Source organism: Microcoleus vaginatus PCC 9802 (assembly GCA_022701275.1).
Lineage (GTDB): Bacteria > Cyanobacteriota > Cyanobacteriia > Cyanobacteriales > Microcoleaceae > Microcoleus > Microcoleus vaginatus_A.
In genome coordinates, this window is the sequence record CP031740.1 from 6,112,121 (window position 1) to 6,134,682 (window position 22,562).

The 22,562-nt window shown below is 47.3% G+C and carries 16 protein-coding genes and 1 pseudogene; 9 read left to right on the top strand and 8 right to left on the bottom strand.

Translation table 11 applies throughout. The features are described from left to right. Positions 1-40 precede the first annotated feature (40 nt). Positions 41-268 carry a hypothetical protein gene (locus D0A34_25270; protein ID UNU21711.1) on the bottom strand — a complete coding sequence of 76 codons (228 nt, stop codon included), beginning with the start codon at positions 266-268 and terminating at the stop codon, positions 41-43. Between the two features lie 1,052 nt (positions 269-1,320). Here D0A34_25270 and gyrA point away from each other — a divergent pair. The 3 genes from gyrA (at position 1,321) to D0A34_25285 (ending at position 5,777) form a co-directional block, all read left to right on the top strand. Then, complete coding sequence (gene gyrA, locus D0A34_25275) at positions 1,321-3,873, top strand: DNA topoisomerase (ATP-hydrolyzing) subunit A (GenBank protein ID UNU21712.1); 2,553 nt, start codon at positions 1,321-1,323, stop codon at positions 3,871-3,873. A gap of 192 nt (positions 3,874-4,065) precedes the next feature. Continuing rightward, complete coding sequence (locus D0A34_25280) at positions 4,066-5,499, top strand: ABC transporter ATP-binding protein (GenBank protein UNU21713.1); 1,434 nt, start codon at positions 4,066-4,068, stop codon at positions 5,497-5,499. Positions 5,500-5,624: 125 nt separating this feature from the next. Further along, on the top strand, positions 5,625-5,777 hold the full coding sequence (locus D0A34_25285) for a chlorophyll A-B binding protein (protein ID UNU21714.1): 153 nt from the start codon (positions 5,625-5,627) through the stop codon (positions 5,775-5,777). Positions 5,778-5,994: 217 nt separating this feature from the next. Here the strand turns inward: D0A34_25285 and rpoD are convergent, their stop codons facing one another. Further along, positions 5,995-7,161 carry an RNA polymerase sigma factor RpoD gene (gene rpoD / locus D0A34_25290; protein ID UNU21715.1) on the bottom strand — a complete coding sequence of 389 codons (1,167 nt, stop codon included), beginning with the start codon at positions 7,159-7,161 and terminating at the stop codon, positions 5,995-5,997. A 289-nt stretch (positions 7,162-7,450) separates the two neighbouring features. Between rpoD and D0A34_25295 the strand changes: the two genes are divergently transcribed. Next, entirely contained in the window at positions 7,451-7,747 is a 297-nt protein-coding gene (locus tag D0A34_25295; GenBank protein ID UNU21716.1) for a hypothetical protein, read from the top strand. A gap of 99 nt (positions 7,748-7,846) precedes the next feature. Here the strand turns inward: D0A34_25295 and D0A34_25300 are convergent, their stop codons facing one another. From D0A34_25300 to trxB, 3 genes are all read right to left on the bottom strand, one after another. Continuing rightward, positions 7,847-8,158: a hypothetical protein gene (locus D0A34_25300; GenBank protein UNU21717.1), complete on the bottom strand. Its 312-nt coding sequence runs from the start codon at positions 8,156-8,158 to the stop codon at positions 7,847-7,849. A gap of 851 nt (positions 8,159-9,009) precedes the next feature. Continuing rightward, entirely contained in the window at positions 9,010-9,894 is an 885-nt protein-coding gene (locus D0A34_25305; protein UNU21718.1) for an ABC transporter permease, read from the bottom strand. A 265-nt stretch (positions 9,895-10,159) separates the two neighbouring features. Continuing rightward, positions 10,160-11,530 carry a thioredoxin-disulfide reductase gene (gene trxB / locus D0A34_25310; GenBank protein UNU21719.1) on the bottom strand — a complete coding sequence of 457 codons (1,371 nt, stop codon included), beginning with the start codon at positions 11,528-11,530 and terminating at the stop codon, positions 10,160-10,162. 576 nt (positions 11,531-12,106) lie between these two features. Here trxB and D0A34_25315 point away from each other — a divergent pair. The 3 genes and pseudogenes from D0A34_25315 (at position 12,107) to D0A34_25325 (ending at position 13,617) form a co-directional block, all read left to right on the top strand. Beyond that, positions 12,107-12,439 (top strand): annotated as a pseudogene (locus tag D0A34_25315) (ubiquinone biosynthesis protein UbiE). An 18-nt stretch (positions 12,440-12,457) separates the two neighbouring features. Beyond that, positions 12,458-13,123: a class I SAM-dependent methyltransferase gene (locus D0A34_25320; GenBank protein UNU22462.1), complete on the top strand. Its 666-nt coding sequence runs from the start codon at positions 12,458-12,460 to the stop codon at positions 13,121-13,123. Positions 13,124-13,377: 254 nt separating this feature from the next. Then, entirely contained in the window at positions 13,378-13,617 is a 240-nt protein-coding gene (locus D0A34_25325; GenBank protein ID UNU21720.1) for an XRE family transcriptional regulator, read from the top strand. A 59-nt stretch (positions 13,618-13,676) separates the two neighbouring features. Here D0A34_25325 and D0A34_25330 read toward each other — a convergent pair whose 3' ends face one another. After that, positions 13,677-14,837, bottom strand: a complete 1,161-nt coding sequence (locus D0A34_25330; GenBank protein UNU21721.1) for a diguanylate cyclase — start codon at positions 14,835-14,837, stop codon at positions 13,677-13,679. Between the two features lie 344 nt (positions 14,838-15,181). Then, a complete protein-coding gene (locus D0A34_25335) occupies positions 15,182-15,676 on the bottom strand; it encodes a DUF427 domain-containing protein (GenBank protein UNU21722.1) in 495 nt (164 codons plus the stop codon). Between the two features lie 113 nt (positions 15,677-15,789). Between D0A34_25335 and D0A34_25340 the strand changes: the two genes are divergently transcribed. Then, positions 15,790-17,055, top strand: coding sequence for a hydrolase (locus D0A34_25340; GenBank protein ID UNU21723.1), 1,266 nt, complete (start codon positions 15,790-15,792; stop codon positions 17,053-17,055). 432 nt (positions 17,056-17,487) lie between these two features. Further along, positions 17,488-19,446, top strand: coding sequence for a sodium:proton antiporter (locus D0A34_25345; protein ID UNU21724.1), 1,959 nt, complete (start codon positions 17,488-17,490; stop codon positions 19,444-19,446). A 162-nt stretch (positions 19,447-19,608) separates the two neighbouring features. Here D0A34_25345 and D0A34_25350 read toward each other — a convergent pair whose 3' ends face one another. Continuing rightward, positions 19,609-22,308 (bottom strand): CHAT domain-containing protein, encoded by a 2,700-nt coding sequence (locus D0A34_25350; protein ID UNU21725.1) that lies wholly within the window; start codon positions 22,306-22,308, stop codon positions 19,609-19,611. Positions 22,309-22,562 lie beyond the last annotated feature (254 nt).

Below are 22,562 nucleotides of genomic sequence, written 5' to 3' on the forward strand. Positions count from 1 at the left end.
GCATCCAGTACCATCATTTAGACTACTACACACAGACAGTTTAGTTCTTTTTTATAACTAGACCTGACACTGGTGAGAGTCTCAAGATTCTCAGGTAGCAGGTTTCTAGTACAATCCAGGACGCATGGACGAGGCCTCGAAACCGGGTTTTTGCTCGTTTCGGCGGGCTATAACGAACTATTGCTATGAAAAAACCCGGTTTCTGACTACCCGTGCGTCCTGGACTTATAGTATCGTCTCTTTCGGTCAAGCCTCCGGCTTCTACCATTTTAGATTTTAGATTTTAGATTTTAGATTTTAGATTTTAGATTTTAGATGGGAACTGATTGACTGGATATGGGTTGGGATCACGGATATACAGTTGCATTATTTTTTGAACTGGTATTAGATTCGGGAATGTGGGATAATTATTTTCCTTCTTCGTCATTAGAATCAAGCCATGTTTATTCACATACTCCCGTCGCCACAGCATTCGGAGTAGCGAATCTAGCGGGGATTGTTGGAGATTGCTAATTCTCAGTTTTAACCCTTCAAAACCGCTTAAAATATCGACGCTTCCGTTCATCAAGGGGATGTCAGACTAGGAGATATCGCCAGGAGAGCTTTTGACTGATGAATTCATCAATATCGGCATTTTTCACACTCTCAGCGAGTCACGGCCACGCTCTATGGTTGAATAAGGCCAAAACTTGGACTTCACTCATAGTCCAGTCGCCTCTACACGATCAGAACAAGTACCAGTACCAGAGGTATTCCAATTCCGCTTACTTTTCTTTTTTAATACTTTCGGAGTCCCTGACGCTTGCCAAAATACGGTAAGCTCGATCGTCTACCATTGCTGCTTGATCCACGCTACGGCTGTACCGAGACGAGATCAATCTGGGGTTTCTCCTGAATAAAATATTTCTTCGTGTAGATGGTTATTCCTAATTGCAATTAAATTCTATCATAGATTGACGGGGACTCAAGTTCCTCGTGATGCTTTCGTAGGAAGAGCTACAGCCTCACTACGTTCTGAGTTTCTGGCATTCCGTGTTCTCCTGTGAATCAAGCTTCTCACGATAGAAGGTAAATAGACAGGTAGGCGCAAATGAAGGCAACATAGAGGTTAGGGTAAGAGTGGAGAGTAAGAGGCAAGTGTTGCCCGTCTTCGGGACTCTGATTCTGCTTTCACAAGTTAAGTTTATTTTTATTCTTCAACTGGGCGGTTGGATCGAACTTTCGGTTCGCCTGCGGCAAAGCCTTTTAAATCGAGACAGGGAACCTCGGCATTATTGACAGAGGCTGTTTTCACTCAGGAATTAACGGACACAAGGACTCATGGCTAAACAACTCAACCTACTTTCCGGGCAAGTAATTTCTACGCCTCTGCACGCCGAGATGCAGCAATCGTACCTCGAATATGCCATGAGTGTGATCGTCGGGCGAGCTTTGCCTGATGTCCGCGACGGTTTAAAACCAGTTCACCGTCGAATTTTATATGCGATGCACGAACTCGGTCTGACGCCAGACCGACCTTACCGTAAGTGCGCCCGGGTAGTTGGAGATGTTTTGGGAAAATATCACCCCCACGGCGACCAATCGGTTTACGACGCTCTGGTACGCATGGTTCAGGAGTTTTCGAGCCGCTATCCTTTACTGGCGGGTCACGGCAATTTCGGTTCGGTGGACAATGATCCGGCGGCTGCTATGCGCTATACGGAAACGAGGCTAGCGCCGATCGCCCACGAAGCCATGCTAACCCAAGTCGGCGATGCAACTGTTGATTTTACTGCTAACTTTGACAGTTCCCAGCAGGAACCGACGGCGCTTCCTGCTCAGTTGCCGTTTCTGTTACTCAACGGCTGTACGGGCATTGCTGTGGGGATGGCAACTAATATCCCGCCGCACAATTTGGGGGAGGTGGTAGACGGTTTAATTGCTTTGATTGAAAACCCGGAACTATCCGACGAGAAGTTGATAGAACTGATTCCGGGCCCTGATTTTCCAACCGGAGGGGAAATCGTCGCTACAGAGGGCATTGTTGACGCCTACACTAAGGGTCGAGGCAGCATTGCGGTCAGGGGTGTGGCAGGGGTGGAAGAGGTGCCAGGTAATCGCAAAGTGCGTACTAAAACGGCGATCGTGGTGACGGAGTTTCCGTTTCAGGTAAATAAGGCGGCTTGGATTGAAAAGGTGGCGGAGTTGGTCAATGCTGGCCGCCTCGACGGTATTTCTGATTTGCGTGATGAGAGCGATCGCGAAGGCATTCGAGTGGTGATTGAACTCAAGCGGGAATTTACGCCAGAAGCGGTTCTCGCTCGCCTTTACCAACAAACTGACCTGCAAACAAATTTTGGGGCGATTTTGCTGGCAATTGTCAACGGTCAACCGCGACAGTTGACGCTCAGACAATTGTTGCAGGAATTTCTGGATTTCCGGGAAGTGACTCTTACCCGCCGCTACAATTACGAGTTGCAAGCTGCCGAACGCCGCTGTCATATTGTCCAAGGCTTAATGTTGGCTTTGACAAATCTCGATACAGCGATCGACATTCTCAGAAATTCTCCTGACGGTTCTACTGCTAAGCAAACTTTGCAAGTTCGCCTCAATTTAAGCGAAAGTCAAGCTGATGCGATTTTGGCGATGCCTATGCGTAGGCTCACTGGTTTGGAAAGGCAAAATTTGCAGTCTGAGTTTGATGAGTTGATGGCTAATATTCAAGAATTGCAGCGGTTGTTGAGCGACAGGCGCGAACTTTTGAAGGCTTTAAAGAAGGAATTTCGCTCGCTCAAACGCAAGTACGCTGACCCCCGTCGCACTAAATTCGCCAATGGAACTGCACGCGCAGCAAACGCCGAATCACAATTTTCTGGTAAGAAAAATTCTGGGGTCAAGCAGTTGTCGCCGGCAACGATTCAGCCTAACTTATTGCCCGTTGTAGAGGCAGAGGAAACTATTGTTGAATTTTCGCACAAGCAGTACGTGCGACGCTTGCCGACTGGGGAAAGGCCACGCTCGAAAAGTCGCGAAAAATCGGTTTCAGCTTTAGAAAAAAATGAAGATTTTATTGTGACGGCAAATCTGACCAAAACCGATCGCACTTTGGTCGTCTTAACTCCTAACGGCAAAGCTTACCCGCTGAAAGTTGCCGATATTCCTAGTAGTAGCGCCAAAGACCGGGGAACGCCGATCGTTAGTTTGTTGTCGCCGAGTGCTACTAAAGAAAGTGCCGGTCGCGCTTTGTCGGAAATCACAGTTGCACACTTTATTTTGCCGGAAAATTCGGAAGCAGCAGATTTAGTAACTCTGACTCAGCAAGGGAAAATTAAGCGCTTGCCGATGCAGGAATTTGCTGATTTGACTAATCGTGGCGTTACTGTTGTTAAACTCAAGGAGGACGATCGGCTGCGCTGTGCGAGTCTGGCTAAAGTCGGGGAGCAAGTGGCGATCGCAACTTCAGGAGGCCGAGTCCTCCGGTTTGAGATTGATGATGAACAACTGCCGCCAATGGGCCGCGCGGCCCAGGGCTCTCAAGTAACCAGGTTGCGGAAGCAGGAAGAGTTGGTGGGTTGCATCACTCTGGACCCGAACGACAGTCTGGTGCTATTTTCCGAGTTGGGTTGGGCAAAACGAATGCCTGCAGGTTCTGTCAGACTTACTAACAGAGGTGAAATTGGCACTCAAGCTTTTCGTTTCTCAGAGCCTAAAGATGCTTTAGTTGGCTTGCTGCAGGCGGTTCCGGGTACGGATGTCAAACTTTTTACTAATTCAGGCCGTATGCTGCGATCGGCTATTGATGCTATAGCTTTTTGGGGGAAAGATGCTGCGGGCGATCGAGTTTTTGACCTCAATCCGGGTGAAAAAATTATCAAAGTTATCAGCAGTCAATAGTCATTAGTCATGGGTCATTCATTGTGTCATTATTCGCTGTGAGTCAATTAAAGCTTGCCTTTGTTGCCTTCGAGCGTATACGTCCAATTCCATCCCCCATTCAGCCTTGTTCCCAGGCTCTGCCTGGGAATACATACCCACAGGATCTGCCTCCAATTCTCCAATCTAAAACCTAAAATATAAAATTATTTAATGGCGCAAGTTGTATTAGAAAATATTTACAAAAGTTTTCCGCTCCGCCAAGGAGAACAGGAAAAAGAAGCAAACACCGTCGCAGAAAGTGTCTCACCTCTAGCCGATCGCTCTTCGTCTAACAGCGTTTTGCGGCGCATTAACCTGACGGTCGAAGACGGGGAATTCATGGTGCTGGTGGGGCCTTCTGGCTGCGGAAAAAGCACTTTGCTGCGAGCGATCGCTGGTTTGGAAATCTTGACTGCCGGTAATATTTGGGTTGGCGATCGGCTCCTTAACGATTTGCCTCCTAAAGACCGAAATATCGCTATGGTATTTCAAAATTATGCTCTCTATCCTCACTTAACAGTTTACGATAATCTCGCCTTTGGATTGCGCCGCTCTGAAAGGGAGAAGGAAGAAGGAAGAAGGAAGAAGGAAGAAGGAAGAAGGAAGAAGGAAGAGGAAAGAGAGAAGAAAGTAGAAGGCATAAGGGGGAACATACAAGGAGAAGAAGGAAGCATCCCGAAGGGAGAAAAAATTAGGAATAAGCTAGAAGAGGTTATTAATTATTTAGCTTATAATTATTTTAAAACTCCTCTAGCTTATCCTTTGTTTGAGGACTTTTTAGGAGGAGCGACTCGCAAGTTGCCTCCAGGTTTGCGCTATTTATCGGAACGGGAAAAGGCCGTAGGAGAACGAGTCCTGAAGGTAGCTGAATTATTGCAAATAGAATCTCTTTTAAATCGGTTGCCGAAACAACTTTCGGGAGGGCAAAAGCAGCGGGTAGCTTTGGGTAGGGCGATGGCTCGAAATCCTGAGGTGTTTTTGATGGACGAACCGCTATCGAATCTTGATGCGAAATTGAGGGCGGAAACTCGATCGCAAATTGTGCAGTTGCAGCGACAGTTGGGAACTACAACTATTTATGTAACTCACGACCAAACTGAGGCGATGACTATGGGTGATCGGATTGCTATTATGAATAGAGGCCAGCTTCAGCAAGTAGCTCGACCTCTAGAGCTTTATAACAAGCCGACTAATCTGTTTGTTGCTGAGTTTATCGGTTCTCCGCCGATGAATTTTTTGTCTGTCGAATTTAGTGCTCCGCTGTTGATTTCTCACCCGCAATTTCGCTTTACTTTACCCGATATTTGGGCAAAAAGTCTACAACAATATGACGGGCGAGGGCTAATTTTGGGTATTCGGCCGGAACATCTGAGTATTAACCCTCCGGCTACCAAAAATCTTTCGGTACAAGTGGAAATTGTAGAGGCTTTGGGACACGAAACTTATTTGGGGGTTTGTTTGACGGATGCTCCGGCGGTGCGGATGCAAGTGCGGGTTCCTCCTGAGCGATCGATCCGAGTTGGCGAGGAGCTTTGGTTGGCCATCGCCCATGACAAAATTCACTTGTTCGACCCTGATACTGAGTTGGCTATTTTTCCTCGTTAGGCAAAATCATCAAGGTCGATCAACCGCTGTGACCGATATCACTACTCACAAGCTTGCATTTTTATCAAGGAATGTTATATTTATTTACATAAGCCTTACACAAGTTAACGAAAGGAGTTCGCACTATGCAAGAACAAAAACGCAACGCTTGGAAGTGGGGCTTCAGCGAAGGAGCCGAAAATTGGAACGGTCGTTTGGCGATGATTGGTTTCTCTGCCGCTGTCATCATCGAATTGGTTTCCGGTCAAGGCCTGCTTCACTTTTGGGGCGTGATGTAATTTTATAGTTAAGGATTATTTTGTAACACTGCAAAGCTTGGGAGTTCCGTAACGGACTCCCTAAATTTTGGCAGCGCGATTTGGGCAGCAAATAGCCACTTGCTCCGGGCAGTTAGCTGGACAAAATTTAACAGCTATAGCTCAAAGCGGGGCGGGGGGTCTCCCCCCCAAAAAAAACAGTGCGAATCACTCTTTTGGGTGATGCTAGCAAATTACTCTAGCGGATATATTCTTTTAAGATGCTGTTGCGATTGGGATGGCGCAACTTCCGCAGGGCTTTAGCCTCGATTTGGCGAATCCGCTCACGAGTGACGTTAAAGATTTGACCAATTTCCTCCAAGGTCTTCATCCGTCCGTCATCTAAGCCGTAACGCAGCCGCAGTACATCCCGTTCTCGGGGGCTGAGAGTATCCAAAACGCTTTCCAAGTCTTCCCTGAGCAAGTTTTTCGAGACTTGATCTTCTGGTGTTTCCCCGTCGGATTCAATAAAATCTCCCAGACGTGAGTCTTCCTCTTTGCCGATCGGAGTTTCTAAAGAGATAGGCAACTGTGCGGACTTAGCGATGAACCGCAACTTCTCGATCGTCATCTCCATGCGGGTAGCAATTTCTTCTTCCGTAGGCTTGCGACCCATTTCCTGAGACAAGAGTTTGGTAGTTTTCTTGATCCGCGAAATGGTTTCATAAAGGTGAACCGGCAGGCGGATAGTGCGCGATTGGTCGGCAATTGCCCGCGTGATGGCTTGACGTATCCACCAAGTTGCGTAGGTAGAAAACTTGTAGCCTTTTTCGTGATCGAATTTTTCAGCAGCCCGGATCAGACCCAAAGAGCCTTCCTGAATCAAATCTTGGAAAGACAAACCGCGATTCATGTATTTTTTGGCGATCGACACCACCAAACGCAGGTTTGATTGCACCATTTTTTCCTTGGCCCGACGGCCGACGTGGAGTCGGTGACGGAATGCAGGAAGTGCCATATCTACAGCATTAGCCCATTCGCTGTCTTTGGGTTCGCGGTTATACTCTTCGAGCAGTTGTTCTCGAACTCGCTCTAATTCCAGCAAATCTGCAATCTTGCGCGCTAGTTCAATCTCTTCGTCAGCTCGCAGCAGTCGAATCCGACCGATTTCTTGCAGGTAAAGACGAATAGAGTCTTCAGTATAATGCTTTTTCTTTGCCTGTGCCCGACGGCGGGCTTTGGCGCCTTTGCCAGATTTAGGGTCTTCCTCAGATTGAGAGTCTAAGAATTCTTCTCGATCGTCATCTTCGTCGATAAAAAGTTCTAACTCGCTCTCAGGTAGAACGCTTTCGGCGCTCCGAAGCAACTCGATTGTTTCCATTTCCGGTGTAATTGTGGTTTCGAGTACGGTGTTAGCCTGGATCATGCCGTCTTCCTCATGCTCCTGAATTAAAGAATAAATAACAGTGGAATAGTGTCTGTTTGTAGTTTAGACAAGTTAGCCAGTATTGACATTCCCGCAGGAAAAAATAGTGGGATTTTCGGTCTGCTAGCTGAATCTGTTACCGAAACTGCACCAGTTTTATGAGTCAAAGTTCGAGTTCGGGTTTGAAGCAGGCAGCGCATTCAATCGAGCGCAGATTTTAACATCGCGACCTTAAATTGAGCTGGCGGCTTTTTCTTTCGGAGCGAGTTACCACATCATCTGCAATACCTTGCCCAGAAAAGCAAACCATGAACTACGATCGATCGCACTTCCAAAAATACTGGCTTTTTTACTCGGTACTTCGAGTTTTTACCCGTACAAGTTTTCCGGCACGGAACCCTCTAACTTTTGTATTCGAGGTGTCGAACTTTTGATTCGCCTTGCTTTACTCGGGTTGTCGGACATGACAGTTGCGCGGCAGATTTTCGCCACCTTGGATGTCGGTCTGCTGCCTCAAATGCAACAGCAGAGGGTTGAAGCACCAAACCGGGAGAATCGGATCTTGCAAAGACCTTCCCGATTGTAGCCTTTCTCACAAAAAATGGAAGTTGTTTTCCATTGTTGGTCAAGAACTAGGAAAACTCTGTCAGCTTAGCTTGACAATACTAACTTATGTCCGGCTCTGCTAAATCCTGAGAACGGCCCGCAAAAACTTTGGCACGATCAAACGGCGCTGTTTTCTGCGTATATCTGGGTGAACGGCTGCGGCGTAGTTGGCCAGACAGTTAGCAGACAATTTTTGAGTTGCCCAAATTGGAACCAATACAATCCGTGTAGATACACCCATCATTACCCTGTTTCCCTGAATTGAATCATACGCAATCTGCGATTGAATAAAGCTCGTAGCTTTAGTTTTAAGCCGGCCACTCTGGATTAGAGACCGACTCTGACCCCCCATGAAGCGTTGCGGGTTGAGTAGTGCAACAGGGGCTTTCATTGTTAAGTTAGCTCAAATCTCAGAAATTGGGTTTAATTTTGACGTTAAATCACATTAAGTTCTTAACGTCACATTCTTATTTAAGCAGTTCGACACGAGTTTGTCGCGTCAATGGCAAAAACCACCAGGATAAATTCTACTAAGAGTTAACCCGCCGCGCAACTCTAGGCTGCGGACTTCTCTAAATTTTTGGCTTGCGGTTCGCACTTGCGTGATCGCACGTTCTTCTCACAAACAACACAATTCGCCATCTCTCGGAAGTATAGCTTCACGATTGCTTTAAATATATCGTGACAGTGTGAAGATTCCATAAAGCCCCTCAATCAATTTTAGGTAGCATTCCCGAATTGTCTGGATAATTTGAAGCAGACGAAACAAAAGCCACAGGGGGCGTTGCTGCAACTGTCGGCCGATGATAACTCCGCCAGGGAAGAAAAATTTACCCAGTTAGCGATGTGCTTGCTATGGTTAGAGAAGGCCTAAACTCCAGGATACTTAAAGCAATGGAACGGTAGGACGTTGGTGCGATGCTCAAAATTTTGTTATTATTTACAGCGTGTCATCAGAAAGCACAGAGCCTTGCTTTATCCTCTACTCGGGTTTAAATTATGTGGCTTGACCTTTAGGGGATGAAGCTATCAAGAAAAATTTCAGATCCGTGTCTATATTGACAACCCAACGAAGGTTTACTAGAAAAAATTCACATTCTTGAGAGAAAGATTTAGTAATTAATCGGACCGATATTACCATCTCTTTCTAGCGCCTGTTTGTAGTCAGGACTTCAGTTTTTTTTATATTTGTGAATAAGCACTAAAGTCCTGACTGCGAACTTAATGTAACCGCGAGACAGATTACTGCTGATTCCGCAGGCGAGGGTTAACAAACTCGTTTAATCCTTCCCCCACCAAAGACAGTCCCACCACCATTAAAGTCATCGCCAAACCGGGAAACAAAGCTGTCCACCAAATGCCAGTAGGTAGCGCATCTAAAGCTAAACGCAAGTCGTGTCCCCATTCGGGAGTCGCTTCGGGAAGTCCTAATCCGAGAAATCCCAAACCTCCTAATGTTAAAATTGCATCGGCCGCGTTGAGCGCAAACAGGACAGGTACGCTCTGAATCACATTCAGAAACAGATAGCGCGAAAGCACTGTCCAAGTGTCAGCACCCATTGCTCGCGCAGCTTCGACAAACAATTCGGTTTTGACGCTGACGGTGTGATTCCTGACGACGCGGTAGTATTGAGGGATGTAGGAAATGCTCAGGGCGATCGCAGCATTCAAAACTCCTTTTCCCACTACAAACGCTAGCGTCAAAGAAAGTAGCAGCCCCGGCAAAGTATAAATTGTATCCATTAAAAATAACAACACTCGATCGAGCTTACCGCCCAAATAACCGCTAACCAAACCCAGCGGCACACCGATAAACAAACTCAAAGATGTGGCTAAAATCACCACTTGCCAAGCGGCCCGAGAAGCAAACAGCGTGCGGGAAAACACATCGTAGCCACTGCGGCTAGTACCAAACCAATAATTCGCCGACGGCGGTTCGTGGATGGGGTTAATCAAAGCCTCGGTAGGATTTTGCAGCCATCCCCAAGCTTGCATAGCTGGAGACAAGGTGGCTACCAATATAAACACGGCAGTTATTGTCAAACCTGCCCACATCATTTTCATTGACAGGCTTGAGGGTGAGGCACTGTTGAGAAATCGCGGCAGTCGGAGGCGGCTTTGAGCCATAATGACGATCGACCTATATAAGACTTTTCGATTTTAGTAGCACTCCGGCGAAAAAACTCGGAACACTCCAAAATCCTCTTTCTCATTCGCCAAACACTCGCGACAAACCGGGTTTTTTCGCGCGATAGGGATAAAAAAAAACCGGTTTATCCCCTGCGCGGGACTGGCGCGCAGGGGATAAACTGTTTTTTTGGCAGGTGGGACGCAAGTTGAGTTTAGGTTAAATCTCCCTTGGCGAACCTGAAATCTAAAATCGATCGACTTGCTACAAATTACTGGCAATTAACTCGCGGTACTGGCTTTTCGGCTTAACTCCCTTGAGTTCAGCCACCATATCTTTGTCTTTGAAATACTGAATCGTCGGTGTACCAATCACGCCAGCATTTTCAGCAATTTCTGGATCTTCTTCGATGTCAATTTCCACGTAGTGGATTTTGCCATCGAACTCATCTACTACTTTGCTCAAAATCGGCTTGAGGCTGTGGCAAGGCCCACAACTCGGAGAGGCATATTTGACCACAATCAGTCGATCGCTATCGTGGAACAACTTCCGCAAAGCATAACCTCCTTCGTGGCGCGTGTCTTGGATATCAAAGTTCGCGCTGGTTTTGCGGACTTTTTGAGCTTCCGGCGCTGCCACGGGTTGCTCGGATTCCTCGGTTTGGCGGAATTCCTGAGCTAAACCGTTGACTGACAGCCAACGTTCTGCCAGCATGGCCCCCATGCAGCCGCTGCCGGCGGCGGTAATTGCTTGGCGAAACTCGTGGTCTTGCACGTCGCCGACGGCGTAGACTCCCTCAACGCTGGTTTCTACCGAACCGTGTTTGGTGGCGATATAGCCTACTTCGTCGAGTTCTAGCTGACCTTGGAAGAGTTGAGTGTTGGGAGTGTGACCGATGGCGTAAAACAATCCCTTCACCAGCAAATCGCTCTCAGCGCCTGTCACGATATTTCTAAGTCTCACCCCGTCCATTTTGCCGCCCGCTTCGCCCAAAATATCAACTGCTTCGGTGTTCCAGTGAACGGTAATTTTGGGATTGCTCAGCACTCGGTCTTGCATGGCTTTGCTGGCGCGCATTTGATCGCGCCGCACCAGCATATGTACGTGAGAGCCGTATTTTGTCAAATAAATAGATTCTTCCGCTGCTGTGTCGCCCGCGCCGATTACAGCTAAATCTACTCCTTTAAAAAGTGGGGTAGCGCCGTCGCAAATCGCACAGGCAGAAATGCCGTGACTCCAAAATACGTGTTCGCTAGGCAGCCCCAGCCTTTTCGCCGTCGCGCCTGTAGCGATTACTATCGTGTGGGTTTTAATTTCTCGGTCTTCCGATCGCACTGTAAACGGACGCTTGGTCAAATCCACCGAAATTACATCTTCTGTGTATAATTCGGCACCCCAGCGCACTGCTTGAGCTTTCATCCGATCCATGAGTTCCGGCCCGGTGATGCCTTCGGGAAAGCCGGGAAAGTTTTCGACTTCTGTGGTGGTCATCAGTTGACCGCCGGGGACGCCTCCCGCTTGGTAGCCCTCAAACACTACGGGTTTCAGGTTGGCCCGACCTGCGTAGATTGCTGCTGTATAGCCTGCAGGGCCTGAGCCGATAATTACTAGGTTTTCTACGGTTTCGTTGGTCATAGCTATTTACTTAAACTCATAACGACTTCGTTTAACTAATTCTAGCAGAGTTCGATCGAGTTTTGTTTGATGCCCCGAAGTGCGATCGAGCATCTGTATCTATTGTTGAGGGTCGATCGGTCTTCGGGGCAATTCCAGCTACTTTAATAAGCAAAAACAATCTAAAAGTCGATTTAGTTTTAAATGTTCGATCTATTTTCACTTCTCAATTCTTAAACCAATCTAAAGACGACCGAAATTATTGACTTCATTCTCAATTATTTTACCTATTTACTTGCTTTGAAGCTTGTGGTAGGATTTTCACACTCCAGGGGCTTTATGACTAATTTAAGTTTTTGATGCTGAAAGCTTTTAAAATCGTCAAACTAACGAACTCTGCAAATGTAATAAGTACAATTGTTTATGCAAAATCCGCATTTTATGGTTTAAGAATTGTAACGGAGATTTTGGTCACTTTGACAAAATACATGATTTGTGGTATGTAAGGTGATCTCAGGGGAAAATTCGATCGAGCTTTTTAACCACAGATGTGTGCGGATTAACGCAGATAAAATAGCATTTTGTATTTGTGTCTGAATGGATAAAATCAAGATATTGTTTGTGTGCAGCCGGAATAAGTGGAGGAGTTTGACTGCCGAGAAAATATGCCAGAAAGTTAGTGGCTACAGTGTGCGATCGGCTGGAACCGAAAAAGGTGCAAGAATTAGAGTAACTGAGGGTCTTCTCGGTTGGGCAGATTTGATATTTGTGATGGAGAAGAAGCATGGCGATCGACTCCGCAGCAAATTTCCCGAAAGTCTCGAAGGCAAGAAGCTTATTTGTCTGCAAATCCCGGACAATTACGAATATATGGAACCGGAGTTAGTCGAGCTTTTGCAGGCGAAACTGAACCCCTATATGAAAATGCCAGATAACGAGATAAATTCTATGCAGCGAGTTTTAGAACCGGAAGTGATGGATTCCTTGGAAGAGGCGATCGAATACGATTCGATGGACTTTGCTGAGGTTAATGCTGCTTTTGCTCAGAGTGCTGCGGCGTTGGGGCCGGTTTTTGGAAACGTTTTGGATGCGGGGACGGGTACGGCGAGAATTCCGATCGCCCTTTGTCAACTCCGACCAGCATGGAAATTGACGTGCATTGATTTGTCCGCAAATATGCTGAAAGTCGGGGCAGAAAATGTGGAAAAGGCGGGCGTGCGATCGCACATTAATCTCGAATTAATTGATGCTAAGGCAATGCCTTACCCTGACAATTATTTTGACATGGTTATTTCCAACAGCATTATTCACCATTTGCCAGATCCACTGCCGTTTTTGCAGGAAGTCAAGCGCGTCTTAAAACCGAACGGAGCAATATTTTTGCGGGATTTACTCCGACCTATGGATGAGGCAATGAGGACTCATTTAGTCGAGATGTATGCGGGAGATTGCAACTCGCATCAGAAACAGTTATTCAGCGATTCGTTGCAAGCAGCATTTACGGTGGATGAAGTTGAGGAGATGATCCAAAATGCCGGGTTGGATGGGTTGAGGATTTATGAATCTTCAGACAGACACTGGACGGCGGAGCGTGCTTGGTGCGAGTCTTTGTAGGCACGGGACGATCGCCCGATAACATTTCAAATGAGAATAGGAGCGATCGCACCTCTCCAGCTATGCGTCGTACCGTGGGGCGATCTGTTTGTTGTTTAATTACTGTTTTCGGGTCGGAAAAATTAGTATGATTGAACCGCGAAGACGCGAAAAACGCGAAGGAAGAGTCAGGAAGAATCACAAGTAGATAATCTTCTCCGAGGAAGGAAGTAAGATGTTTAATCATCTGATCGGAAAAATCTGCGATCGAAGTTATGCCGAAAAAGCCCGTTCCGCAACCAGAAGATGAAGAGTCGCATTTGAAGAAGCTCAGGGAAGAACTGGAGATGAGTCAGGAAGATTTGGCGCGAGAGCTTGGCGTTTCGTCGCAAACAATCAGCCGTTGGGAGTTGGGAAAGAATGTACCCACGTTCACCGTCAAGCAGATGAAAGCTTTGGAGAAATTGCTGGCTAGCATCGGCAGGTCGATCGGCGATTTGCCAGACAATCTGTGATCGAAACCATTAAACAAGCCCACGGATAAATCCGTGGATAACTTTTTCCAATCTAAAATCTAAAATCTAAAATCTAAAATTACTCGATCGCGCCCTAGGTCTTTAGCTTGATAAAGCGCGCGGTCTGCCGCTGCAATCAAGTTTTTTTGTGCTGCGGACGATCGAGGGAACGTACTCGCTACCCCCAAACTCAGCGTCACGAGAGAACACACCTCCGAATTAGCGTGTTCAATTTTTAGTTCTTTGATCCACACTCGAATTTTCTCTGCAATCCAGACAGCTATTTCAGGTGAAGTCCGAGGCAAAATCACTGCAAATTCTTCGCCTCCGTAACGGGCTACCAGAGTCTCACCCGCAACTTCGCCTGCCGAGTAATTTACGGCTTCCAAAATAGCTTGGGCTACCTGCTGCAAGCAAGCATCTCCCGCCTGATGTCCGTAAGTATCGTTGTATTTCTTAAAAAAGTCAACATCGCATAAAATTAAAGATATTTCTGCTGCTGCTTCTCCCAATTCTTGCCATTTTTTCTCTAAGTATTCGTTAAAACAGCGGCGGTTCGCCACCTGAGTTAACCCATCTGAGTTGGCAAGGCGATACAATTCGGAATTAGCTGATTGTAATTGAGAATTAGCTGCTTCTAACTCGGCTTGTGTGACCGCTAAATTGTAATACAGTTCCCTAATATACCCAGTAGCTTGTTGGTGAATTTGGGATAAAGCTACCAATACTTGATGCACGTCTAACAGTCGGTAAACTTGAGGTTCTAACTGCACAACAATCGGGTCGTAAAGCAGTTCGGGCTGCCGCTGCATGGCTCGATGAGCTGCCACGACAATTAAGGCTACTCCTGGTAAAATCAAAATATCAGTTTGAGCTATTTGATACAAAGCCATAATGGGTCTGCCAGCAAATGTATCTAGTCCGTAAGGGCGGCTCATGCGTTCCATAAATCGCCGGCGCGATATCATCCCTAAAAATTCGCCTTTTACGGTCAAGATAACTCCCGGAAGCAGCGGGTGAGCTTGAAAAAACCGGGCTACTTCTTTGGCTAGGGATGAAGCTTCAACTTGAAAATTTAATACAGCCAGATCCTTAAGAGTAGACTCTAAAGATAGATTTTTTGGTAGTTTTTCGGGCGAGTTAGATGGCGGGATAAATTCAACAGACACAGCGCAGATCCGAATAAACAATAAAGCAGCAACAAAGCTAGTCTCAACTATTAACTTATCTTAGTATTTATTTCGGATCATGGGCTGTATTTTTACTACACTATATATTTAAGGGGATAAGATCATGCGTTAGTTTATGCCCTGCGTGCATTGCCTTGCATTGATTCATCCTCACTTAATTATAGATTTATTGAATTATTACTCGATTTTTTACTGTTGGTTTTTTGCGTCGTAAAAAAAACGATTTCAGCGGCAGTCCTCAACTCATTGACGGTGTACACAAAGTCAAGAAACCAGGTTTTTAAACCTGGGTCGAGGCTGTAACGAGGTTGGGCGTAAAAAAAACGTGGTTTCTCCCCCTGTTCTCAACTCAAAACTCAAAACTCAACCTTCCCTCACCACCCCCAAGTTCCTGGCCCTCCCTTAAACGGGCCGACAATATCTTTGGTAATCCAGCCGCCGTAAAAATCCCCTGGTTGAGATTGCACTAATTCCCCGTCCACATAACAGGCATCCATCTTGCTCGGATAAAAAGCCACATAATCTTTAACAGCCTCAAAAACTTGGGTGGGATTGGGATAAAACCAAGCAGCATTTACTACTTCCTTTTCTCCCACCGTCACAGTGTAATAACCGGCTTGTCCCTTCCACTCGCACCAAGAACCCCGTAAAGTTTTGTGCAAATATTCCATTTTGATGTCATCGGGGGAGATATAATAAACAGGAGGGTGGCTTGTCTCCAATACCCGCTGAGGGCGGCGCGTGTCTGCGATCGTCACTCCATTAAAAATTATCTGTACGTGTTTGGTCGATTCCTCAAGGCGAGGGGGGCGCGGGTAATCCCAAACAGACTCTTCACCAGGGCCGGGCTCTATTCGATCGAAGTTCATTTGCACTATCTCCCCTGCAAAAAAAACACTTAGCGACTTAGCATTACAATTTAATGTACCCTTAATCGAGTCGCTGCTTCAGAGCAAACCAGCTTTTCTCAACTCTTCGTAATATGAGTATTCGCGGTATAGATGTTTCCGACTACCAGCCCAATGTCAATTGGCAAGCAGTTGCCCGGGATGGTATTACCTTCAGTTTTGTCAAATCGACCGAGGGCGCAACGTTCGTTGCCCAAAGTTTCGCTCGCAATTGGGCGGCGATGAAAGCGGCGGGGATTCAACGCGGTGCTTACCACTTTTTTCGACCTGCAAGCAGCATTCAAGGACAAATAGATTTGTTCTTGAAAACTGTAAAACTCGAACCGGGGGATTTGCCACCAGTCTTGGATGTGGAAACTACAGGCGGTTTGAGTACGACTCAATTGTGCGATCGAGCCGCAATTTGGCTAGAAGCCGTCGAAAAAGCCACCTTGATGCGGCCGATTATCTACACCTACCCCGGTTTCTGGGACAACCTGGGGACAAAACGGTTTGCCGATTACCCACTGTGGATTGCTCACTATACCACTGCTGAGGAACCTTGGGTGCCCGGCGGCTGGAAAACTTGGACTTTTTGGCAGTACAGCGACAGCGGCAGCGTGTCCGGCGTCTCGGGCAATGTAGACACCAATATTTTTGAAAGCGTCCGAGAAGGCGCTCAAAATTATAAAGTTGCAGACATCCAGAGGGAATTAAGAATTAAAGGTTTTTATCAAGGCGCGATGGATGGTAAATTTGGAGCCACCACCACAGCGGCCCTCATCTCGTTTCAGAAATCTCAAGGTTTCAATCCAGATGGCATTGCAACCCTCAAAACTTGGGCCGCTTTGATGCGAAAATCTCCCAAAGTAGTTGTCCCCCCTCCAGCGCCGACACCCGCCCCGCCGCCGACTCCCGCTCCCATATCAGGCGTGCGGCTGACTCAGGTATTCTCGTCTTATAAAGCTAGCGCTAGCCAAGATACTGCCTTAATTTGGCTGCAAAGTCAGGTTCCTACCTCTGTTTTAGGGGAATTTGCTCAAAAATGGCGGGCAACTACCTTACCTCCAGACAGTAATTTGCGATTGATAGATGTCGGCAAATTTTATCGCGGTTTAGCACAACAAGACCAAGCTTTAGATTGGCTGCAAAAACAAATTTCTCCGGCTATTATTACTGAGTTTGCACAAAAATGGCGCTCTCAATCTATTGTCACTAATTCTCCGATTCGGCTGATAGATGCGTGCAAATTTTATCGGGCCGCACCCAACCAAAACCAGGCTTTAGATTGGCTGGAAGGGCGAATTTCGCCGGCAATTCTATCCGAGTTTTTTGGCAGGTGGCAGAATGCCAATCGATGATTGATTTTAGATTTTAGATAGACTCTACAGATGAATCGTGCGATTTTAGAGTTTTTTAGATAGGAGATTGACTCCACAAATGAATCTGGGGGTTTGACCGCTCTATAATGGAAAAGCTAGCAAATCTTGCTATTTGAGATTGGAGATTAACTCCCCATCAAAATTCGTCAAATCCTCTTCCTCTGTGCCCGCATCCCCATCTGACTCTCGAACATAACAGAGACTCTCTCGCTTAGCTACAGCTTACTGCCATCTTTGACGCCAAGAGAATTATCTGATAAAGTTATACCGACTATCAAGGTTTTTTAATCTAATTGGGAAAAATGCAGGGCCGTGCCGAGTTTGTAAGCTGCGCCGAAAATAGCGCCTGCACTCCTATTACCCGCGATCGAACATTGAAAACTAAGCGGGCAGCCTGTAACAATTATATCTATGGAAATCCCCTTTAACATCACCCTGTTGATGGTCATGACCGTCATCTGTGGCATCAGCGCTCAAGTTCTCGCCGCTTATCTGAAAGTTCCGGCGATCGTCTTTTTGCTGTTGTTTGGAATTTTAGCCGGCCCAGACTGCTTCGGAGTGCTGCACCCGAATCTCCTGGGCAGCGGTTTGGAAGTTATGGTATCGCTTTGCGTAGCGTTAATTCTGTTTGAAGGCGGCTTGAATTTGGAATTGCGAGATTTAGGAAAACTTTCCGGCAGCATCCGCAATTTAGTTACCGTAGGCACTTTAATTACGCTCATTGGCGGCGGAATGGCCGCACACTGGTTGGGGGAATTTCCCTGGCCGATCGCATTTTTGTATGCTTCTCTAGTAGTCGTCACAGGCCCGACAGTAATCGGCCCTTTACTCAAACAAGTATCTGTTGACAAACAAGTCGCCGCCTTGCTAGAAGCAGAAGGCGTTTTAATCGATCCTGTCGGGGCAATTCTGGCAGTATTGGTGCTGAATATTATTTTGAACGGCAATCCTGATTTGCTGGTTTTGTTCCGAGATTTAATCGTGCGACTCTTCGTTGGCACAGCCATCGGGGTTGCGGGAGGTTGGCTGCTGGGATTCATTCTCAAGCGATCGCAATTTCTCTCAGAAGACCTCAAAAACTTAGTAGTTTTAGCCGGTTTGTGGGGGTTTTTCGGCTTAGCCGAAGAAATCCGCAGCGAATCGGGACTGCTGGCAACAGTCCTATCCGGCATCGTCCTCAGAGCCGCTGCTGTGCCGGAAGAAAGGCTACTGAGGAGGTTTAAAGGCCAACTGACAGTCCTGGCTATTTCGATGCTATTCGTGCTGCTGGCGGCCGATTTATCGCTCGCTAGTGTGGTCGCCCTCGGTTGGGGAAGTTTGTTTACAGTTTTAGCTTTAATGTGGGTAGTGCGCCCGATCAACGTTTGGCTGTGTACTTGGAACAGCGGACTGAATTGGCGGCAGAAATTATTTGTTTGTTGGGTAGCGCCGAGGGGAATTGTCTCAGCGTCGATCGCATCTTTATTTGCAATTTTGCTCACCCAGCGGGGAATCAACGGCGGCGACTCGATTAAAGCCTTAGTTTTCCTAACAATTATTATGACAGTTTTCGTCCAGGGACTAACGGCCGGACGGATCGCTCAACTTTTGGGCATCACCTCAAAATCCGCAACCGGTGCTGCAATTGTGGGGTCAAATCCTTTAAGCAGATTAATTGCTCGCTTGTTTCAAGAACGCGGAGAATCTGTAGCAATTATTGACACCGACCCGGAAGCTTGTGCACAAGCAGAACGAGAAGGTTTGCGGGTGTTTTTGAGCAGTGCTCTCGACCACAGCGTGTTAGAAGAAGCCGGACTCGATTCGATGGGAACTTTTTTGGCAATGACTAACAACGGCGAGGTAAACTTAGTGTTAGCTCAGCGAGCAGCCGAAGAGTTTGCACCGCCGAGGGTTTTGGCCATATTCCCCAAAGATCCGCAAGCAAATACGCCTGCAAATCCGACTAAAATCAATCAAGCTTTTGTCTCGGATTTGTCGCTGAAGGATTGGAACGAATATTTGAGCGACGGCGAAGTGAAATTGGGGGAAACTGAGTTAAAAACAGAGGGATTGCAGTTTCAGATTGCTCACTTGCAAGCTTTGGTTCAAGCCGGGGAGTTGGCGCCGCTGCTGCTGGAAAGGCAAGGATACTTGCAAGTAGTGTCGGCGACTCAGATTTGGCAAGCAGGCGATCAAATTATTTATTTGCTGTACGATCCGACACCGAAATTGTTGAAAAGATTGTCTGGTTCGTCGCAGTCTCGCTTGACTTTGGAAAAGCATCAGGTAGTTGAAGAAGTGCCGATTCCTTCTCCGGTTTTAGAGCCGGTTTTGGAGGAAGCTAAAATCGAGAAGGAAGCAGAAGTTTTGCTACCGCCAGTTTCGCGATAGGGGCAGTAAGCTGTCGTGCATCTAGATTGTCTATGGTATTAGAGGGGAAGAGGGGGAGACGGGGAGAGGATTTGACAATTTTTGATATGGGATTGAAATATACAATTTCAATGCACAACATATATCAGATCGATCGCGACAAGCAGATTAGAGCGATCGTCCTTACTCTGCCTCCCCAATTAAAGTAAATGCCGCCCAATTTCGCGGCCCAGGATGAGTTTTCATCGTAGTTAACATTGCTTGCCGCAATGCCTGTGCTTTGTCGGGATTATTTTGCAAGTTTTGATAAAACGACTGCATCAATTCCGATGTCGGCGCATCGGGAACCGCCCATAAAGAAACAATCACACTCGGCACTCCGGCCGAAATCAAAGCGCGCGACAAACCAATCACCCCATCCCCGGTAATCCTGCCTTCTCCAGTGTTGCAGGCACTCAAAACGACTAAATTTGCTTGCAGTTTCATGTCGAAAATCTCTTCTGCGGTCAATAAGCCGTCATCACTACCAGAGGGAGCCAGGGCGATCGCACTTCCCAATCCATGCACATCGTCCAGCAATCCATGCGTTGCTAAGTGAATAATCGATGCTTGGGGCATTTTTTGAACGATCGCAGCTTTTGTCCCTTGTGCGCCTGTGATGGCTTGAGTATTGAGCAGAGGGGCGATCGCGATCGCTTCAGCTTCGGCCCCAGGTAGAGGAGACAATTGCTGCTTGGGCTCTCCCGGATAGGCAGACACACTAGGCATCGTAGGATTGCCCAATACTAGAGCCCTGCCGCTGTGGGATTGCTTCTGTGCTAGCTTCTGTCGTTGTTGTCGAGTCAAATCCAATACTTGAATCGAAGGGGCGGTGAGAATGGTGTGTTTTTCGATTAAGTAAGTGCCGTTGGCATCTTGCAGGGCGGGAAACGGCACCTGGAAAAGCGATCGTTGAGGAATGAAAATGACGTGGGCATTGGGGTCTTTGGGTAGGAGGCTGGCAATGGGCTCGATCAGCAGTTGATGCAGTGTCGGTAAGTCGGGTTGGGGTTGGGTAGAGCCAAGACTGCTGCGACTGCGGACAGCCAGGAATTCTTGATTGCCAACGATCAAGCTGGCTAGAGAGGCGTTATGTTTTTGCCACAGGGGTTGGAGGTCAACTTGGTGGAAGGTAATTTCGCCCGTGGGTTTAATCACCCAGATGTAGAGCGCGGATTCTCGCCCTACTTGTTTGCCCTCAATCTGAAAGTCGTTGTAGATGATGGAATACTGCACCAAAGTGGCGTTCTGCGCTTTGGCGATTTGTCGGATTTGCTCCCCATCGGGAGCAGAGGCGATGACCGAATTGGCATCACCTGTTGATAAGCGCTGTGTCAGTAGATCGACAAAGGCACGAGCACGTCCCCGTTCGGCAATTTCTAAGGCGGCATTGGGGTTATTCTGAGCCACCCGAACTTCTTGTAAACTCCGATAGGTGCGAGCTTGTCCTTCAAAGATGGAGACTTTATTCGCGTCGTTGGAGCCGACCATTTGCCGCATCGATTCCCAAACTTGAATCGCATTCACGAGCATTTTCTCAGCTTCTGTGGAATTGCCAGCCTTAAAGAATGTCGCTCCGAGGTTGTTGAGCGCCGCACCTTCCCCCTGGCGGTTCTTAATTTCGCGGGCGATGGCTAAACTCTGCTGTGTATACTCAATGGCTTTGGCCAAGTTGCCCAGAGAGAGGTAAGCGAGTCCCAAATTGCCCAGTATCCCAACCTCTCCAAGGTGATTTTGAGTTTCGCGGGCGATGGCTAAACTCTGCTGTGTATACTCAATGGCTTTGGTATAGTTGCCCAGATTGATGTAAGCACCTGCTAAATTGGCCAATGCCCTACCTTCATTGAGGCGGTGTTTAATTTCGCGGGCGATGGCTAAACTCTGCTGTGAATACTCAATGGCTTTGGCCGAGTTGCCCAGAGAGATGTAAGCGGCTCCCAAATTCCCCAGTGCTATACCCTCCCCTTTGCGGTCTTTAATTTCACGGGCGATGGCTAACCTCTGCTGTGTATACTCAATGGCTTTGGCCGAGTTGCCCAGAGAGCGGTAAGCGACTCCCAAATTCCCCAGTGCATTACCCTCCCCTTGGCGGTTTTTAATTTCGCGGGCGATGGCTAAACTCTGCTGTGTATACTCAATGGCTTTGGCCGAGTTGCCCAGAAAGAGGTAAGCGAGTCCCAAATTGCCAAGTGCATCACCCTCCCCTTGGCGGTTTTTAATTTCGCGTGCAATGGCTAAACTCTGCTGTGTATACTCAATGGCTTTGGCAGAGTTGCCCAGAGAGTGGTAAGAGGCTCCCAAATTGCCGAGTGCATTACCCTCCTCTGGGCGATCTTTAATTTCGCGTGCAATGGCTAAACTCTGCTGTGTATACTCAATGGCTTTGGCAGAGTTGCCCAGAGAGTGGTAAGAGGCTCCCAAATTGCCCAGTGCAAAACCTTCACTTTGGCGGTCTTTAATTTCGCGGGCGATCGCTAACTGTTGCTGTGAATACTCAATGGCTTTGGCCAAGTTGCCCAGAGAGTGATAAACACTTCCCAAAATGCCTAGTGCAAAACCTTCACTTTGGCGGTTTTTGATGGTGCGATAAATTTGCAGTGCCTCTTGCCAGGAATTCAGCGCTGCTGGGAATTGCCTAGTCTCAAGCTGTTGAATCCCCTGCTCCATCAGCCGATCGCCCTCTGCTTCACGAGCATCGGTAGTTTGAGCGATCGCTGGGAAGAGAGAGTCAGGAGTAGTTAATAGGGGGATAGTGGCAAGCAGGAACAGGGAAATGGAAGCTAGGAAAACATTAGTGAGCCTAGAGTGGGTTGATTTGAGCCGCTTAAATGGGGAATACAACATAGGATTCTAGAGTTGGAATTTAGAGAATTAGCCTGATCGCTCTTTCTGCCGTCGTCGTGCGATCGCCTCAATCTGCCACAGGCGATCGACCTTCATAGAAGTTTACTCTGCCTCCCCGATCTCGTTGCATCGGAATTATTAGTATCCGAAAAGGAGACGGCAGTGCGGTTTCCCTACAATGTTATTTGGGGTAGGGAAACCGCACTGCCGTCTGCTCTATCATTCCGGTACAACCGGAATTGATATAATTTAGG

What these genes read in the sequence shown, in the direction of transcription:
- rpoD (UNU21715.1), bottom strand. Translation starts at nt 7,161, where the DNA reads ATGATCCAGGCTAACACCGTACTCGAAACCACAATTACACCGGAAATG.
- D0A34_25340 (UNU21723.1), top strand. Translation starts at nt 15,790, where the DNA reads ATGAGTATTCGCGGTATAGATGTTTCCGACTACCAGCCCAATGTCAAT.
- D0A34_25285 (UNU21714.1), top strand. Translation starts at nt 5,625, where the DNA reads ATGCAAGAACAAAAACGCAACGCTTGGAAGTGGGGCTTCAGCGAAGGA.
- D0A34_25270 (UNU21711.1), bottom strand. Translation starts at nt 268, where the DNA reads ATGGTAGAAGCCGGAGGCTTGACCGAAAGAGACGATACTATAAGTCCA.
- D0A34_25325 (UNU21720.1), top strand. Translation starts at nt 13,378, where the DNA reads ATGCCGAAAAAGCCCGTTCCGCAACCAGAAGATGAAGAGTCGCATTTG.
- D0A34_25300 (UNU21717.1), bottom strand. Translation starts at nt 8,158, where the DNA reads ATGAAAGCCCCTGTTGCACTACTCAACCCGCAACGCTTCATGGGGGGT.
- gyrA (UNU21712.1), top strand. Translation starts at nt 1,321, where the DNA reads ATGGCTAAACAACTCAACCTACTTTCCGGGCAAGTAATTTCTACGCCT.
- D0A34_25350 (UNU21725.1), bottom strand. Translation starts at nt 22,308, where the DNA reads ATGTTGTATTCCCCATTTAAGCGGCTCAAATCAACCCACTCTAGGCTC.
- D0A34_25305 (UNU21718.1), bottom strand. Translation starts at nt 9,894, where the DNA reads ATGGCTCAAAGCCGCCTCCGACTGCCGCGATTTCTCAACAGTGCCTCA.
- trxB (UNU21719.1), bottom strand. Translation starts at nt 11,530, where the DNA reads ATGACCAACGAAACCGTAGAAAACCTAGTAATTATCGGCTCAGGCCCT.
- D0A34_25320 (UNU22462.1), top strand. Translation starts at nt 12,458, where the DNA reads ATGCAGCGAGTTTTAGAACCGGAAGTGATGGATTCCTTGGAAGAGGCG.
- D0A34_25345 (UNU21724.1), top strand. Translation starts at nt 17,488, where the DNA reads ATGGAAATCCCCTTTAACATCACCCTGTTGATGGTCATGACCGTCATC.
- D0A34_25335 (UNU21722.1), bottom strand. Translation starts at nt 15,676, where the DNA reads ATGAACTTCGATCGAATAGAGCCCGGCCCTGGTGAAGAGTCTGTTTGG.
- D0A34_25280 (UNU21713.1), top strand. Translation starts at nt 4,066, where the DNA reads ATGGCGCAAGTTGTATTAGAAAATATTTACAAAAGTTTTCCGCTCCGC.